This is a genomic window from Allorhizocola rhizosphaerae (assembly GCF_003426775.1).
GTDB classification, from domain to species: Bacteria; Actinomycetota; Actinomycetes; order Mycobacteriales; family Micromonosporaceae; genus Allorhizocola; species Allorhizocola rhizosphaerae.
In genome coordinates this window covers 1-15942 of the sequence record NZ_QJUG01000195.1, presented here as the reverse complement: position 1 = coordinate 15942, position 15942 = coordinate 1, and the positions used below count along the sequence as shown (strand labels likewise).

The window sequence follows — 15942 nt, the reverse complement described above, 5'->3', positions numbered from 1 at the left end:
GCCCGCCGCCCGGGTGTGGGCCCCGGGCGGCGGTGGGAAACGGCGGCGCCGTCCACGCCCAGCCAACCGGGCATCGGCCGGCCGAAGCGGCGCACGCCGTTTCGTCTTGGCGCGGCGGCGCGGCCGCTTGCCAACCGCGCCGCCGCCGGGGGTAACGCCTTTTTCGGGATCGGGTCAGATCAGATCTTCCCGGTGCCCGCCCCGCTCATGACGATTGACTTGACCGAGCTGTTGGCGTCAACCGTGTAGCTGTAGGGGATGCCCGCGACGCTGCCCGAGTTGCGGGAGGCCGGGGTCCCCGAGTTCACGAGATAGTTGTTGAGCAGCTTGACGTTGCCCTGAGGCGACGAGCCCGTCTGGGTGACGACCGTGTTGCTCACGTTCTCGAAGTAGTTGCGCTCGACGTAGACGCCCGCGTTGCACGTGGACGCGACACCGTACCCGCCGTTGCCGCGGTAGTAGTTGTTGAACACGTGCACCGGGTTGCCGAAGCGCACCCGGGGGTTGCGCTGGTTGCTGCCGTCGAAGTAGTTGTGGTGGTACGTGACGCGCAGCTTGCCGATGTCCTCGCCGCCATTGCCATCGTCGTGGCCGAGCAGAGCGGTCTTGTCGTGGTTGAAGAAGCGGTTCCACGACACGGTGGCGCAGTCCGACGCGCGCTTGATGTCGACGGCGCCGTCATATCCGCTGCTGAAGTTGTTGTGGTCGATCCATACCCGGGTCGAGTACTGCACGTTGATGGCATCGTCGCCCCAGTTGCGGAAGTTGATGTTCCGGACGATGACATTGCTGACGTTGGCGATGTTGAGCCCGCCGCCGGTGATCGTGGCGGTGCTGCCGACGCCTATGATCGTCTTGTTGGCGGCCACCCTCTGCATGCCGGACAGGGCGATGGTGCCCGATACCCGAATCACCCGGGAGCCGCTGGCCTGCATGTTGCTGATCAGCGCCGAGGCGGTGGTGACCGTGACGGGGCTGGCGCTGCCGCCGCCGCTCGTGCCGCCGCACTGGGTCGCCCAACCCTCCAGGTTGAAGGTTGCGGCGGACGCGTTGGAGCCGTAGCCGAGCACGGCGGTGAGGACCGTGAAGGCGGTGGCTACCGCGAGTCGTTTCATTTGTGGGACCTCCAGGACTTTGGGACGCGTTGGAAAAGTCCAGGAAAGCGCTTTCCGTTCTCGCAAAGTACCGGGCACGTTTCAAGTATGTCAATGCCTTCCCCTTGACTTATTTCGTTTAGTCGTCAAACTATCGGTCATGACTGTGACCCGACGTACCCTCCTGGCAGCGGGAGCCGCCGTTGGCGCGTTATCCGCTACCGGCGCCCAGGCCGGCCAGCCGCGTTATAGGTGGCGCAACGCAGAGATGGTCGGCGGCGGTTTCGTCCCCGGCATCGTCTTCAACCCGTCCGAACCCGGGCTCGTTTACGCGCGCACCGACATCGGCGGTGCGTATCGGCTGGACAAACGCTCGCAAAAGTGGATCCCCCTGCTCGACTGGGTCGGCTGGGACCAATGGGGCTGGACCGGCGTGGCGAGCCTGGCCACGGACCCGCGCGACCCCGACCGGCTGTATCTCGCGGTCGGCACCTACACCAACGACTGGGACCCCAACAACGGGGCCATCCTTCGCTCGCGCGACCGCGGGCGCACGTTCAAGGCCGCGCCGCTGCCGTTCAAGCTGGGCGGCAACATGCCCGGCCGGGGCATGGGCGAGCGCCTCGCGGTCAACCCCTACCGCAATAGCATCGTCTACTTTGGTGCGCCGAGCGGGCAGGGGCTGTGGCGTAGCCGCGACTTCGGCGCCTCATGGTCCAAGGTGGAGTCCTTTCCCAACCCGGGCACGTTCCGGCCCGACCCCAACGACACGAGCGGATACAACAGCGATCTGATCGGCGTGGTGTGGGTGGTGTTCGGCGCGCGCAACGTTATCTATGTGGGCGTGGCCGACAAGGACAACCCGCTCTACCGCAGCACGGATGGCGGCGCCACGTGGGCGCCCGTGCCGGGCACGCCCAAGGGCTTCCTGCCGCACAAGGGTGTCATCGGCAACGGATTCCTCTACCTGGCAACCAGCGACACGGCCGGGCCCTATGACGGTGGCAACGGCGAGGTGTGGAAGCTCGATCTGGCAACGGATTCATGGACCAACATCACGCCAGCGGCGGGTGCCGGGTGGGGTTACTCCGGGCTCACAATCGACCGGCAGCGGCCCGGGACGCTCATGGTCGCCACACAGATCTCCTGGTGGCCCGATGTCGTCTTCTTCCGAAGCACCGACAACGGCGCGACGTGGACCCGCGCGTGGGACATCCCCGCGTGGCCCGACCGCGTCAACCGCTACGACATCGACATCTCGGAATCGCCGTGGCTCACCTGGAACGAGACGAAGGCGCTGCCCGAGCAGTCGCCGAAGCTCGGCTGGATGACCGAGTCCATGGAGATCGACCCATTCAATTCAGATCGTCTCTTGTACGGTACGGGAGCGACGATTTACGGCACGGACAACCTCACCGCCTGGGACCGCGGCGAGACCGTCCACATTGCCGTCAAGGCGCGAGGGCTGGAGGAGACGGCGATCCTCGACCTGATCAGCCCACCCACCGGAGCACACCTGCTGTCGGCGGTCGGCGACATCGGTGGCTTCCGGCACGCCGACTTCACCGCGCCGGGCAAGATGCTCGACACCCCGACGTTCGGCTCGGGCAAGAGCCTCGACTACGCCGGGCAAGCGCCCGAAGTCATCGTGCGTGTGGGTAATCCGGTCGGCTCGTGGACACGGTTCGGCATCTCGCGCGATAGTGGTGTCACGTGGACGGCGGCCGCGACACAGCCCGACGGCATCACGGGCGGCGGGCAGGTCGCGGTGAGCGCGGACGGGGCCGTGTCGTTGTGGGCGCCGGAGGGCGCGGCCGTGCACCGGTCCACAGACGACGGTGCGACGTGGACCGCCGTTGCCGGGCTGCCCGCGGGGTCCGTGATCGAGGCGGATCAGGTGCGGGCCAACGTGTTCTACGGGCACGCTGCCGGATACTTCTACGTGAGCACGGATTCGGGCGCGTCGTTCACGGCCACGGCTTCGCTGGTGGTCGATGGCGATGTGCGCTTCAAGGCCGTGCCCGGGGTCGCGGGCGACATCTGGCTGTCCGCGGGCAAGACCGGTATGTTCCGCTCGACCGATGGCGGTGCGACGTTCGCCCGCCACGCGGGGCTCGACGAGGCCGACAACGTAGGCTTCGGCAAGCCCGCGCCGGGGCGCACCTATCCGGCCGTGTTCACCAGCGCGAAGGTCGCGGGCAAGCGCGGCATCTTCCGTTCCGATGACGGCGGGCACCGTTGGGTCCGCATCAACGACGACAGGCATCAGTGGGCGTGGACGGGCGCCGCGATCAGCGGTGACCCAAGGGTCTACGGCCGCGTCTACATCGCGACCAACGGCCGTGGCCTGATCGTGGGCGACCTGTCATAAGCCCGTGGTGGGCGGGTGCCCGGCCCGCCCACCACGCTCAGCCTCCCATTCGCGTCGATCACGAACTCCACTACAGCCTGTGGGTGCAGTGAGGCACCGGCCTACAGTCTCGCCTCACCGGCCACGCACGTGACCGTGCCACCGCCCACCCAGATGCGACCGTCTTCGCCCTGCATGATGTGGACCCGTCCGGCCCGGCCGAGCGCGGTGCCCTGCCTGGCGACGTAGGGCGCGGTGGCTCGGCCGGTGCCGATGAGCCATTGCGCCAGTGAGGCGTTGAGGCTGCCCGTCACCGGATCCTCGACGGTGGCCCCGTCCTTGGGGAAGAACGCCCGCACCTCGAACGCCTCCGGCGAACCCGCCGGGTGCGGCCCGACCACGCCGATGTCGAGGTCGACCGGGCCTGGGCGCAGCGCGAGCACGGCATCCGCGTCGGCGAGCATCACCGCGACCCAACCCGGGCCGTTGTCGGCCCATTGCGCATCCTGAATGTCATGAGGATCGACGCGCAGCGCGCCGGCTAGCTTGGCCACGAGGTCCGCGTCCACCGGGCCCGAGCGGATCAGTGGGGGAGCGGCGAAGGCAAACCCCGCGTCCGTCCGTCTTATGTGGACCAGCCCCGCGCCGCACTCCTGCACGATGACGCCATCCGGCGAAGCGGGCAACCCGCCGGACAGGAGCCAAGCGTGGCACGAGCCCAACGTCGGGTGCCCGGCAAACGGAAGCTCCATCGTCGGCGTGAAGATGCGCACCCGATAATCCGCGCCATCGGTCGAAGGCGGCAGCAGGAACGTGGTCTCCGACAGGTTGGTCCAGTGGGCGAAGCGCTGCATCTGCTCCGTGCTCAGGCCCGAACCATCGCTCACCACCGCCACCGGGTTGCCGCGATAGGGCTCGTCAGTGAAAACATCAACCTGACAAAAAGATCGCCACATAGTTCGCAACTTACTCCATCGATGTGACGTGTACGAGTGTATGAGAAAACACGGGATAGTGGCGTGTGCCCTGATTCTGGTGCTCACGTCCTCGGCGAGCCCAGCGCGGGGGGCCGTTCCACCGCAGAAGACGATCGCGGGCCGCGACTCTGCGATCAAGACGGTGACCCTGGTGACCGGTGACCGGGTGGTGCTCCAGCCGCTGGACGGTCCGGATCGGATAGTCGCCGTGCGGCCCGGCAAGGGCAGGCAGGGCGCGCAGTTCGCGCAGCGCGTGGAGCACGGCGACACCTATGTGATCCCGGCCGACGCGGCCACGCTGGTGGCCTCGGGCCGGGTGGACAGCCGGCTGTTCAACGTCTCGAAACTGGTGGAGCTGGGCTACGACGACAGCAAGAGCAGGACCGTCCCGCTGATGGTGACCGGGCAGACCGCCGGCCTGAAGGCGCGGTCCTTGCGCAGCGTCGGGGCCAGTGCGATCGAGGTGTCCAAAGCGGACACCTCCGCGTTCTGGGCCAACGCCAAGAACGGCGGCAAGCTCTGGCTGGACGGCCCGGTCCGCGCCACGCTCGACCGCAGCGCCGCGCAGGTGGGCGCGCCCGCCGCGTGGCAGGCCGGGTACAAGGGCCAGGGCGCGGTGGTCGCGGTGCTCGACACAGGCATCGACACCAAGCATCCTGACCTTGCCGACGCCGTGCTCGGCGAGCAGGACTTCACGGGTTCCGAATCCGGCCCGACCGACCGGTTCGGCCACGGTACCCACGTGGCGGGCATCATCACCGGGAGCGGATCCGAATACATCGGCGTCGCCCCGGATGCCAAGCTGCTCAACGGCAAGGTGCTCGACGACTTCGGCGGCGGCCGCGAGTCGTGGATCATCGCGGGCATGGAGTGGGCGGCCGCGCAGGGCGTCGATGTCATCAACATGAGCCTCGGCTCAAGCCTGCCGAGCGACGGCACCTCGCCCATGGATCTGGCCGTCAACCGCCTCACCGCCGAGACCGGTGTGCTGTTCGTGGTGGCGGCCGGCAACTCCGGTCCGTCCGCTCGCAGCATCGGCAGCCCGGCCGCGGCCGACGCCGCGCTCACGGTCGGCGCCGTGGACCGGCAGGACGGGCTGGCCGAGTTTTCCAGCCGCGGGCCGCGCTGGTCCAACCCGGCCATCAAGCCCGACATCACCGCGCCGGGCGTGGACATCGTCTCGGCCTACGCCGACGGCGCACTGCTTGGCGAGTACTACGCGATCGTGGACGGAAGATATCTGCAACTTTCCGGTACCTCGATGGCCACGCCGCACGTGGCGGCTGCAGCAGCGATCCTCGCCGCGAGGCACACCGGCTGGGATGCCGACAAGCTGAAGCCGGCGTTGATGAGCACGGCCACACCGAACCCCAACCTCACCCCCTACGAGCAGGGCGCGGGCCGGCTCGACCTCGCCCGTGCCGTAACCCAGCCGCTGCACGCCTCTCCCGGCAGCCTGAGCAACGGCATAGCGCGCTGGCCACACCACGATGACGTGCCGATCGTGCGTGACGTCACCTACCACAACGCTGGCCCGGAGCCGATCACGCTCGACGTCACGGTGAGCGTGCCCAACGCGCCGGCGGGGATGTTCACCGTGGACCAGCCGCGCGTGACGGTTCCCGCGGGCGGCACGGCCGTCGTGAAGGTCACGACCGACACGCGCGTGCCGGCCGCGGACACCACCTACACCGGATCCGTCAACGCCACCGGCAACGGGCAGGCCTCGATCCGTACCCCCATAACAGTCACTCGGGAGGTGGAAAGCTATGACGTCACACTGAATCTCATCGACCGAAATGGACAGTCTACATCGGACTACTTCATCCGGTTTGTTCACATCGCGGTCCAGGAGGCAGTCGTGCCCTATGACGCGTCGGGCCGGGTGGTCGCGCGCGTGCCCAAGGGCAAGCACTATTTCGAGACGTCGATCACCACGCGCAACGAGAACAGCCCGTACGGGCGGGACTTCACGGTCATCGTCGAACCGGAGCTCGACGTCTCCCGCGATCTGGAGCTGACGCTGGACGCCCGGCAGGGACGGCCGACCGGGGTCGCGCTGGACCGCCCGGAGGCGAAGTCCGGCGATTCGCTCGTCCAGTTCGCCCGCGAGACGCTGTGGGGGCCCACCGGGGTTGGCTACCTTGGGTTCGGGTTCGACCACTTCTTCGTGCGCCCGTCGGACACGGCGGCCACGGTCGGCACGTTCACCTACCGGATCGGTGCGCAGCTCGCCCGGCCTGATGGCAACGGCGGCTTCGTCGACAGCCCTTACCTGTACCACGTGGTCTCGTCAGTGGACGGCCGAGTGCCCACCGAGCTGGTCCGACGCATCCGCGACAGCGAGCTGGCACGGGTCGAGACGCGCATCGCGGCGGCCGACCCCGAGGAGCGTGCGGCCAAGGACTGGATGGTCGACGTGGCCACGCCGGGATCGCTGACCGAGTTCTACACGCCGGGACTGCCGTGGCACCCCTCGGTGGTCCTCAACTTCAACCCGGAGACGTTCGAGTTCGACGGCGTGCTCTCGTCTGGGCCCGTGGTGTACGAGAAGGCGCACCGGCCGAAGGTCGAGCGCTGGAACGTCGGCGTGTTCGGCCCGGCCTTCCCCGATGGCGGGCCGGACGAGCCGCTCGTGGCGCGATACGGCGACGTGATGGACGTGTATCTGCCGATGCACGCCGATCAGCCGCTCAACCACCAGGGCGACACGCGGCGCGGCACGACCCGGATGACGTTGCACCGCAACGGTGAACTGGTCGGTGAGGCGCCCGAATACTGGGCCGACTTCGCGGTGCCCGCGGAGCCGGCGCGATACCGGCTGGAGGCGACGACCAAGCGTCCCGCCACACTGTCCACAACGGTCGGTGGGGTGTGGACATTCGCCTCCGCGCAGGTGCCTGGCGAGGAACCGAAACCGTTGCCGCTCATGGCGGTGCGGTATGCGCCGCAGCTCGACGACCACAATCGCGCGCCGGGCGGGCGATTGTTCGCGTTCCCCGTTTCCGTGCAACAGCAACGGGGTTCCGACCACGGGAGCCTGCGCAGCCTGCGGGTCGACCTGTCCTATGACGACGGTCAGACCTGGCGTCGCGCGCTCGTCGTGGGGACCGGCCTGAAGCGGCACGTCATCCTCGTCCATCCGGGCGGCGCGGGCTTCGTCTCGCTGCGCGCGGTAGCGGAGGACTCGAAGGGCAACATGGTCGAGCAGACGATCATCAGGGCATACGGCCTTTCCTCATAGATCCTCTAGCGGCCCCGGTACAGAATGTAGTATACATGCTATGGTCTGTACCGGGACTCATACAGGGGAGGGCGGCGAGTGGGCCAAACCGTCATCGAGGTGCGCGATCTGCGCATGCGCTACGGCTCCGTGGACGTGTTGCACGGGGTCAACTTCACGGCCCGGCGGGGCGAGGTGCTCGCCCTGCTCGGGCCCAACGGGGCGGGCAAGACGACGACCATCGAGATTCTTGAGGGCTTCCGGATCCGCTCGGCGGGTCAGGTCGGCGTGCTCGGGGTCGACCCCGCCCACGGTGACGAGGCTTGGCGCGCCAAGCTGGGGGTGGTGCTTCAGTCGTGGCGCGACCACGGCCGCTGGCGCGTGCGCGAACTGCTGGGCCACCTCGGCCGCTACTACGCGCCATATTCGACCGCCGAGCGGGCGCGCCCGTTCGGTACCGACGAATTGATTGAAACGGTGGGTCTGGGGGACCACGCCGACAAGAAGGTCAGCCGGTTGTCTGGCGGCCAGCGGCGCCGCCTCGACGTGGCGATCGGCCTGGTGGGCCGGCCCGAGGTGCTCTTCCTTGACGAGCCGACCGCCGGGTTCGACCCGCACGCCCGGCGCGAGTTCCACGACCTGGTGCACCGTCTGTCCGATCTGGAAGACATGACGATCCTGCTCACGACGCACGATCTCGACGAGGCCGAGAAGCTGGCCGACCGGATCGTGATCCTCGCGGGCGGGCGCATCATCGCCGACGGCTCGGCCGACGCGCTGGGCCGGGAGGTCGCGGGCCGCTCCGAGGTGCGCTGGACCCGCGAGGGCGCACGCTACACGCATGCCACCGATGACGCGACGGCGTTCGTGCGCGAGCTCTTCAAGCAATACGGGGAAGGCGTCGCCGAGTTGGAAGTGCGCCGCAACTCGTTGGAGGACACATACATCGCGCTGGTGCAAAAGCACGAGAGCGGCCGAGTCGAACAGGAGGCACCCACGCCATGATGCCCACGCTTTATGCCGCGCGCCTGGGGCTCAGCCGCGGCCTGGCCGAGTTCCGGCAGTCGATGGCCAGCTGGGACCAGGCGTTCAACATCGTCGCGGCGATCGCCTTCACCACCGTGCTGGTCTTCCAGCGCGACTCGCGGGTCGAAGACTCGACCGTGTCGCTGGCCGGGGCCACACTGCCCAGCATGCTCGGCATGATGGTGGCATTGGGCGGCCTGATCGGCGTGGCCTCGGTGCTGGCGGTCCACCGGGAGGACGGCACGCTGCTTCGCGCCAAGGCCGTGCCGCACGGCATGACCGGCTACGTCGTGGGCAGGCTCGTCCAGACCAGCCTGGACACGGCCGTCACGCTGGCGATCATCCTGATCCCGGGGCTGTTCGTGGTCGCGGAGCTGCGCCAGGCCGGGCTAGGCGGCTGGCTGAACTTCCTGTGGGTGGTGGTGCTCGGGCTGCTGGCCACGCTGCCGTGGGGCGCGGTCGCCGGCGCGGTCGCCAAGCCGCAGGCCGTGTTCGGGCTCCTGCTCCTGCCGTCGATGGGCCTGATCGCGATATCGGGGATTTTCTATCCAATCTATGCGATGCCGGGCTGGGTGCAAGGCATCGCTCAGATCTTCCCGATCTATTGGCTTGGATTGGGTACCCGCGCGGCTCTCCTGCCGGACGGCGCCGCCGTAGCCGAGATCGGCCAGTCCTGGCGCCACCTGGAAACGCTTGGTGTGCTTGGCGTGTGGGCAATCGTCGGGCTCGCGGTGGCACCGGCCGTCCTGCGACGCATGGCGCGGCGCGAGTCCGGCTCGGCCATGGAGGAACGCCGGCAACAGGCTTTGCAGCGGGTGGCATGAGCGAGGTCGTCTACAACAGGATCGCGATGCTGCGCGCCGAGCGGGGCGTGTCGCGGCGGCAGCTGTCCGAGGCTCTGGGCATCCACTACCAAACCGTCGGCTACCTGGAGCGGGGCGAATACAGCCCGAGTCTTTATCTGGCCCTGCGCATCGCCGAATACTTCGACGTGCCCATGGAGGTGGTTTTCTCCACCAAGCCGTTTCCGCGGCTGGGGAGCACTTGAGCGAGCCGTCTAGCATGTCTGCCATGTTGGAGGCCAGGAAGAGCAGCGTGCTCAGTGGACACTACGAGATCGTCATGGACGGCAAGCCCATCACCAAGTGGCAAACGTCCATGTGGCGCACGGGCGGCACGTTCGACCTCGATGGTCACCGATACGAGGTGCGGTCCAATGCCTGGGGCACGCGATTCACCCTCACCCGCGATGACGCGACCATGGCGACCGCCGAGCGGGTCGGCCGTAGGCGCTGGTCCGTCGACGCGGGTGGCCACGTGCACGAGTTCCAGGGCAGGTCCATGTGGCGCTCGGAAGAATCGTTGCTCAAGGCCGGCCGCCCGGTCGGCTACATCAAGCGCCTGAGCATCTGGCGCAGCAACGCCGTCGCCGACCTTCCCGGCCTGCCCGTGCCGGTCCAAATCTTCGCCCTGGCCGTGACCCTCGCCAAATGGGACAACGCCGCCTCCTCCGGCTGAGCTCGCAATCGAGCCCGGCCTCTTCGCTGATTCAACGAGTGCGTCTGGCCAGCGGCTATCTGGCGATCTTGATCTTTACTTGCGAGTCGGTGACGCTCTCGACCGAGACGTTAAGGCCGTTGGCCTCGGTGGCGGGCTGGCCGACGGTCAGGGTGAGCTGCTCACCGGCGACCTCTATGGTGACCTTGTCGCCCTCGGCGCCCACGAGCTTGGCCTCGACGCCGAGCACGGAAGCGCTGGCGTCGACACCTCGGTCGAACGTGACGGTGCACTGGTCGAGGCCGCAATCGACGTTGCTGCCCTCGCCGCCGCACGCGGTCAGGAGCACGGACGTGAAGATGGTGGCAAGTATGATTCGGGCTTTCACACACCCCAGGGTATACCGCGCCCACCACGGTCCAATGTGGACAAGAGCGATTCTTAGGGGATTCTCACCGATGGCACACATGCCCCGGCTCTCGATCATGGGGGAGTGGTTCTCAAGCAACTCGCCCTGTTGGGCCTGGTCCTTTCCGGTGTGATGACGGTGGCGGGGCACTTCGGCGCCGATCCCGGCCTGTCCCCGTGGGCGCACACGATCAGTGACTTCGCCGCGTCCGACCGTGGCGGGTTGGTGGAGTCCGCGATGGGGTTGGCTGCCGTGTCCACGGCGGCGTTGCTGCCATACGTGAGGCGGGCCGTCGCGGGGCTGCTCGCCATCTGGGCCACCGGGTTGCTCGTGGCAGCAGCCGTCCCGACCGATCCGGTCGGGCAGGTCCTGAGCACCGCGGGTTACCTGCACCGTTACGCCTCGGTGGCCGCGTTCGCCGCGCTGCTTGGTGCGGGCGTGCTCCTGGCGCGAGAGGCCCGCTCGCGCGCGACCGGCTGGATGACCGTGCTCGGCGGGCTGAGCGCGGCGGCGATGGTCGTCTCGACCTTCCTGCTCGACCGGGTCGCCATCGGGCTCACCGAGCGCGTACTCGCCGCGGCCGGTATTGCCGTGCTGATCCAGGTCGCGCTGCGCCACGTCGCGTCTCGCCAGGTGGTCGCACCTGCGACCGCCTGACCTGGTCGGCGGCGCCTCGGGGCGGGAGTGCGGTGGTCTCCCCCGATCGGGCCTCGGGGCCTCGACTTCGACCCGGCGGGAACGCGATGTGCGGGTCGAAGGTGGCGACCCGGGTTCGGCTTCACCTAGGCGAAGTCGATCACTCTGCGGGATGTCGTGGTCGGGGATCTGGAAAACCTGACCGCCGATTTGGGGCAAGCCCGCGAGTCACGGACCCTGTATGCGGCACAGTGACGGCAATGCCTAGGCTGAAACCTTCATCGGTCGCGTCCCGCGCATAGGTTTTCGGTCACCTTGTTGAGCAGGCGGGCCAGCTCGCGAACCTCCGCATCGGACAGCCCGGCGGTGGCGACCCGGTCGGCCTCGGCGATGGCATGCTCGACCTTGTCGCGCAGGGCATCGCCGGAGGTGGTGGTGCCCACGACGTTGGCCCGCTTGTCGGTCTCGGACGGGCAGCGCGAGATCAGGCCGTTGCGTTCCAGGCGTTGGAGCGTTTTGGTCACGGTCGATGGGTCGAGGTCGAGCGCTTCGGCCAGCTGGGCCTGGCTCTGCGGGCCTCGCTGCCACAGGAGTTGGAGCAGGTTTTCCTGCCCGGGATAGACGCCCGCCTCGGTGAGCAGCGACGCGACCAGCATGGCCTCGGCCTTGGCGGCACGGCGCAGGGCGCACGCCACCCTCGTGCCATAGATGTCATCAAACCCGGCCGGGCGCGCCTCCTCGTGCGTGTCGTGGTCGCGTGGTGTGGCTTGCGTCACTTGTCGCTCGTCTCTCCTGCTCTTGCAATCGTTGGCCAGCCAAGCATAACTTATGTTGGTCGGCCAATAATTGGTCGGCAAACATTATGCACGTCGCATTCCAAGGGAGTGAGCAGGAGATGCTGTTCGAGAGCCTGAAGGTCGGGCCGCTAGAGCTGCCCAACCGAGCCCTGATGGCGCCGATGACCCGAAGCAGGGCGGGGAGCGGGGGAGTGCCCGGCTCGCAGGCCGGGCTCTATTACGCGCAGCGGGCCGAGGCCGGGCTGATCGTGACCGAGGGTGTGCAGCCGAGCGCGATCGGCCAGGGATATATGGACACGCCCGGCCTGCACACTGCGGCCCAGGTCGAGGGCTGGCGGGAGGTGACGGGCGCGGTCCACGCGGCGGGTGGCCGCATCTTCGCGCAGCTGCTGCACACCGGGCGGGTCAGTCACCCGGACAACAATGGGGGACTCGACTCCCTGGCGCCGTCCGCGGTACCAACTAAGGAAAAGATTTATACGAGGACCGGTCTGGCAGATATTCCGGTACCACGTGAGATGTCCACAAAGGACGTTGAGCAGACCGTTTCGGACTTCGTGCAGGCGGCGCGCAACGCCGTGGAGGCGGGCTTCGACGGCGTGGAGCTGCACGGCGCCAACGGCTATCTGATCCATCAATTCCTGGCGGCGAACACCAACCGGCGCAACGATTCCTACGGTGGATCAGTGGCCGGGCGGCTGCGGTTCGCGGTCGAGGTCGCCGAGGCGGTCAGCGCCGCGATTGGCGCCGAGCGGGTCGGATTCCGGATGTCGCCGGAAAATCCGTACAACGAGATCGAGGAGCCCGACGCGGCAACGGTTTATCCGGCACTCGTCGACGCGCTGCCCGAGTCGCTGGCCTATGTGCATCTGATCGCCTCGCCGGATCTGGACCTGAACCTGGAGTTGAGGAAGCGGTGGGCGGGGGTTCTGGTGGTGAACGCGACACACGAGCAGCCGGTGCATCAGGAGACCATCGACGCGTGGTTTGGGCGCGGTGCTGATGCGCTGTCGTTCGGGCGGGCCTGGCTTGCCAACCCGGACCTGTTGCGGCGCTTGACAATTGGAGCACCGCTCAACGATCCCGACCCGGCCACGTTCTTCGGCGGCGACCACCGGGGATATGTGGACTACCCTGTGCTGACCGACTCGACGACGGCCAGCTGACTCTCCAATTCGGACTGTATGGCGGGGTGGGCGAGCTCCCACGCGTACAGGCTAATCTCGACCGGGCGGCGGTGCGGCCACACAACGTCAGCGGCCGCCGCCGCCGCGGCCGAGTCGAAGCCGCGCCAGCCGGTCCAGCAGGCAAACTCCAAGCAGCCGTGCAGGTGGCATTCGGCCGTGTAGAAGACGGCCATCGCCGTATGATCGTCGTGCTTGCCGCGCCACTGGGGGCTAAGGTAAAACCGGCCCACGCCGACCGCGACATCGTCGGCGGAGTCGCGCTTGATCGCCTGGAGCAAGCCGGTCAGCTCGGGTTTCGGGTGCTGCTCGCGGGAGAGTGTGCGCTCGGCCACTGAGAGCGCAAAATGCGTGCGCGCTTCGTGCGACGCCTCCTCCAGCATGCGCCGCACGGTCGCCCGCACGTCGACAAAATGCTTCGCGCCCAGCTCGTCGAGCTCGGCCCTGGCCACCTCCGCCCGGATCGTATCGTTCATCCTCTCTCCGCCCTACTCCACGCCTCGCCCGGTTTCGCGTTGCCCGGTTTCGTCTCGCCCGGTTTCGTCTCGCTCGGCTTCCCTTTGCCCGGGTCCGCTTGCCCCGGCTTCCTCTCGCCCGGTTTCGTCTCGCCCGGTTTCCTCGTGCCTGGGTTCGCGTTGCCCAGCTTCGCTTTGTTCGGCCAGGCGGTCGAGGGTCGTATGCTTCGTCGGCTCGGTCTCCCGGTCCGGCTTCGCCTGCTCATCCGGCTTGGCCTGCTCATGCGCCTTATGCTCGGCGTCTGCCGCCCCCGCCTGCCGCGCCGCGAGCTCCTCAAGCCCGGTCACCGGTGTCTCGTCCTCGACGGCCTCGGCAACCGCGTCGGTCTCCTCGATCGGTTTGATCGCGTCGCCCTCGCGCGCGCCCAGCTCCCGCTCGGCCCGCCGCCACCGCTCGTAGCCCGTTTCCGGCTCGGTCATCCTGGCTGGATACCCAAAATCGCCCATCGAGAACCAGCCCATACGCGTGCGGGACGCAACCCCCGCGCCGATTGCCCCAGGGCCTTCAGGGCCGGGCGTGGGCTGGGTCCGGGTCTGTATTGCGGCCATGGGGACTAAGGCCCGGTTGGCCTGCGGCGGGGTTGGCAGTTTGAGGCGCTCCTCGCGGTACCGATGGTTTCGATGAGCCGTGCGCAGTGCCAGGCCCGGTCGGTCAGGTGCATCGCCGATGACAACCCAGTCTGGCTCATCCTGCACTCGCATCATGCCAAGAAGTTCTTCATAGAACGCGGCGAGCGCCGCGGGATCGGGGCAGTCGATCACGATGCCGTGCAGTCGTCCAATCATGCCCGCGATGCTCGCACAGGGGTGCGACAAATTTCGAGCGGGTCCACATTGGACGGCCCAACCGGCGAACGGATACGAAAATGTCGGCGGGGGCTGTTAGCGTGCGGCACGCATCAGAAATACGGCTTGGGCTGTGCGGGCCGGCGTGAACGGATGGGGGATGGCATGGATGAGGCAAATGAGAAGGAAGCGCTCTTGATGTTCCTGAGAGCACAGCGAGCCAGTGTCTTGGCGATCGTCGACGGGCTTGACCCCGCCGCGCTCACGACACCGGTGCAGCCCTTCGGGTGGTCACCGTTGGGCATGATCGAGCACCTTGGTTATGCCGAACGGCACTGGCTTCAGGAGCTTGCCACCGGTTCTGCGGAGCCGCTGCCGTGGCCCGATGACGATCATCTCCCGCTGAACACGCCACGGGCACCCGGGACGGTTTTTGCGTTCTATCGTGCGCAGTGCGAGCTTTCCGATGCCACCATCGCCTCGCTGCCGCTGTCGGCACCGCCGCATGCGCGTCATCCGCCCCCGCTCGGGGACGAGGTGACCGACCTGCGCCGCATCATCCTGCACATGATCGAGGAGACCGCTCGTCACGCCGGCCACCTGGACATCATCCGCGAACTGCTCGATGGGAAGACCGGGTTGGGGCCCCGCTAAGCAGGTCGCCAATAGCCCTGTCCGGAACGTCGACAACCGTGGCCAGGTCACGGCCGGGATGGCCGCCGAAGTTACGGACAACGCTTCTGAGCAGGTGCTTAGGGGTTGGGTCGCGGTTTGAGTTGCATTCGGGGTGAGGTGGTGCGTCTGAAGCCGAGCTCGTGGTAGAGCGGCTCGCCTTCGGTTGAAGCGGCCAAGTCGATGCGAGTGACACCGTGGTCGGCGAACCAGGCGAGGAGAGCCTGCATGCAGGCACGGGAAAAGCCTTGCCGGCGTTGGTCTTCGTCGGTGACGACGTTGAAGACGTACCCTACGGTGCCGCTGGGGTTATCGGGCCCACCGAGACGGGTCTCGATGACGCCCACGGCGCAGGCGGCCAGGCCGGTGTTACCGGGCCGGTCGACGACGAAGGCGGCCATCGTGGGGTCGTGATCGGACAGACGTTTGTGGAGTGTCTCGACAGCCATGGTCCGCCAGGCGCCTGGGGTGCTGGGATCGCCGCCGTGTATGGAGGCCAGCATGACGCCGCGCAAGCGGACGAGCTCGCTGGCGTCGCTGGGAAGGGCTTGGCGCGCTGTGATGCTGGGCATGGGTCCTCTCGAAAGAGCGAGCGGTGTGTGCTTGGACAGAGGGTTGGACTGTGGAGCGGGCGGCTGCGCGTGGATGGGCTTTGCAGTGCCGGTGCGTTGGGTTGAGGGTGGTGCTTGTGTGCTTGGGGGAGATGGCGTGGCGCGTGTGTGTGGGGTGGGTTGGCGGATGGGGGTGGTGGGTTGAGGGTGGTGCTTGTGTGCCTG

Annotated in this window: 16 protein-coding genes; 9 read left to right on the top strand and 7 right to left on the bottom strand. The window is 67.7% G+C overall.

What is annotated here, in order from left to right; genetic code table 11:
- Nucleotides 1-179: 179 nt before the first annotated feature.
- A complete protein-coding gene (locus tag DM816_RS31610; RefSeq protein ID WP_117214035.1) occupies nucleotides 180-1115 on the bottom strand; it encodes a pectate lyase family protein in 936 nt (311 codons plus the stop codon).
- 139 nt (nucleotides 1116-1254) lie between these two features.
- On the opposite strand from DM816_RS31610, the gene DM816_RS31605 reads away from it, so the two are divergent.
- Nucleotides 1255-3465, top strand: coding sequence for a WD40/YVTN/BNR-like repeat-containing protein (locus DM816_RS31605; protein ID WP_117214034.1), 2211 nt, complete (start codon nucleotides 1255-1257; stop codon nucleotides 3463-3465).
- Between the two features lie 101 nt (nucleotides 3466-3566).
- Here the strand turns inward: DM816_RS31605 and DM816_RS31600 are convergent, their stop codons facing one another.
- A complete protein-coding gene (locus tag DM816_RS31600) occupies nucleotides 3567-4400 on the bottom strand; it encodes a PhzF family phenazine biosynthesis protein (RefSeq protein WP_117214033.1) in 834 nt (277 codons plus the stop codon).
- Nucleotides 4401-4479: 79 nt separating this feature from the next.
- Between DM816_RS31600 and DM816_RS31595 the strand changes: the two genes are divergently transcribed.
- From DM816_RS31595 to DM816_RS31575, 5 genes are all read left to right on the top strand, one after another.
- Nucleotides 4480-7665 (top strand): S8 family peptidase, encoded by a 3186-nt coding sequence (locus tag DM816_RS31595; RefSeq protein WP_162908038.1) that lies wholly within the window; start codon nucleotides 4480-4482, stop codon nucleotides 7663-7665.
- Between the two features lie 114 nt (nucleotides 7666-7779).
- Nucleotides 7780-8649, top strand: coding sequence for an ABC transporter ATP-binding protein (locus tag DM816_RS31590; protein ID WP_117214037.1), 870 nt, complete (start codon nucleotides 7780-7782; stop codon nucleotides 8647-8649).
- Entirely contained in the window at nucleotides 8646-9494 is an 849-nt protein-coding gene (locus tag DM816_RS31585; protein WP_117214031.1) for an ABC transporter permease, read from the top strand. Before DM816_RS31590 ends, DM816_RS31585 begins: the two co-directional genes overlap by 4 nt.
- On the top strand, nucleotides 9491-9718 hold the full coding sequence (locus tag DM816_RS31580) for a helix-turn-helix transcriptional regulator (RefSeq protein WP_117214030.1): 228 nt from the start codon (nucleotides 9491-9493) through the stop codon (nucleotides 9716-9718). The genes DM816_RS31585 and DM816_RS31580 overlap by 4 nt, the downstream gene beginning before the upstream one ends.
- Before the next feature lie 23 nt (nucleotides 9719-9741).
- Nucleotides 9742-10188 (top strand): hypothetical protein, encoded by a 447-nt coding sequence (locus tag DM816_RS31575; RefSeq protein ID WP_162908037.1) that lies wholly within the window; start codon nucleotides 9742-9744, stop codon nucleotides 10186-10188.
- A 55-nt stretch (nucleotides 10189-10243) separates the two neighbouring features.
- On the opposite strand, the gene DM816_RS31570 is transcribed toward DM816_RS31575, so the two are convergent.
- Nucleotides 10244-10555, bottom strand: a complete 312-nt coding sequence (locus DM816_RS31570) for a hypothetical protein (protein WP_425455294.1) — start codon at nucleotides 10553-10555, stop codon at nucleotides 10244-10246.
- A 105-nt stretch (nucleotides 10556-10660) separates the two neighbouring features.
- Here DM816_RS31570 and DM816_RS31565 point away from each other — a divergent pair, with 105 nt between their 5' ends.
- A complete protein-coding gene (locus tag DM816_RS31565; RefSeq protein ID WP_117214028.1) occupies nucleotides 10661-11233 on the top strand; it encodes a DUF998 domain-containing protein in 573 nt (190 codons plus the stop codon).
- A 257-nt stretch (nucleotides 11234-11490) separates the two neighbouring features.
- Here DM816_RS31565 and DM816_RS31560 read toward each other — a convergent pair whose 3' ends face one another.
- Complete coding sequence (locus DM816_RS31560; protein WP_117214027.1) at nucleotides 11491-11988, bottom strand: MarR family winged helix-turn-helix transcriptional regulator; 498 nt, start codon at nucleotides 11986-11988, stop codon at nucleotides 11491-11493.
- Between the two features lie 119 nt (nucleotides 11989-12107).
- Here DM816_RS31560 and DM816_RS31555 point away from each other — a divergent pair, with 119 nt between their 5' ends.
- Entirely contained in the window at nucleotides 12108-13175 is a 1068-nt protein-coding gene (locus DM816_RS31555; protein WP_211588945.1) for an alkene reductase, read from the top strand.
- Here DM816_RS31555 and DM816_RS31550 read toward each other — a convergent pair.
- Entirely contained in the window at nucleotides 13139-13669 is a 531-nt protein-coding gene (locus DM816_RS31550) for a hypothetical protein (RefSeq protein ID WP_117214025.1), read from the bottom strand. The genes DM816_RS31555 and DM816_RS31550 overlap by 37 nt on opposite strands.
- 12 nt (nucleotides 13670-13681) lie before the next feature.
- Nucleotides 13682-14494 (bottom strand): VOC family protein, encoded by an 813-nt coding sequence (locus DM816_RS44780; RefSeq protein WP_246002467.1) that lies wholly within the window; start codon nucleotides 14492-14494, stop codon nucleotides 13682-13684.
- Between the two features lie 48 nt (nucleotides 14495-14542).
- On the opposite strand from DM816_RS44780, the gene DM816_RS31540 reads away from it, so the two are divergent.
- A complete protein-coding gene (locus DM816_RS31540) occupies nucleotides 14543-15148 on the top strand; it encodes a DinB family protein (RefSeq protein WP_211588944.1) in 606 nt (201 codons plus the stop codon).
- Nucleotides 15149-15246: 98 nt separating this feature from the next.
- Here the strand turns inward: DM816_RS31540 and DM816_RS31535 are convergent, their stop codons facing one another.
- Nucleotides 15247-15738 carry a GNAT family N-acetyltransferase gene (locus DM816_RS31535; RefSeq protein ID WP_117214023.1) on the bottom strand — a complete coding sequence of 164 codons (492 nt, stop codon included), beginning with the start codon at nucleotides 15736-15738 and terminating at the stop codon, nucleotides 15247-15249.
- Between the last annotated feature and the right edge of the window lie 204 nt (nucleotides 15739-15942).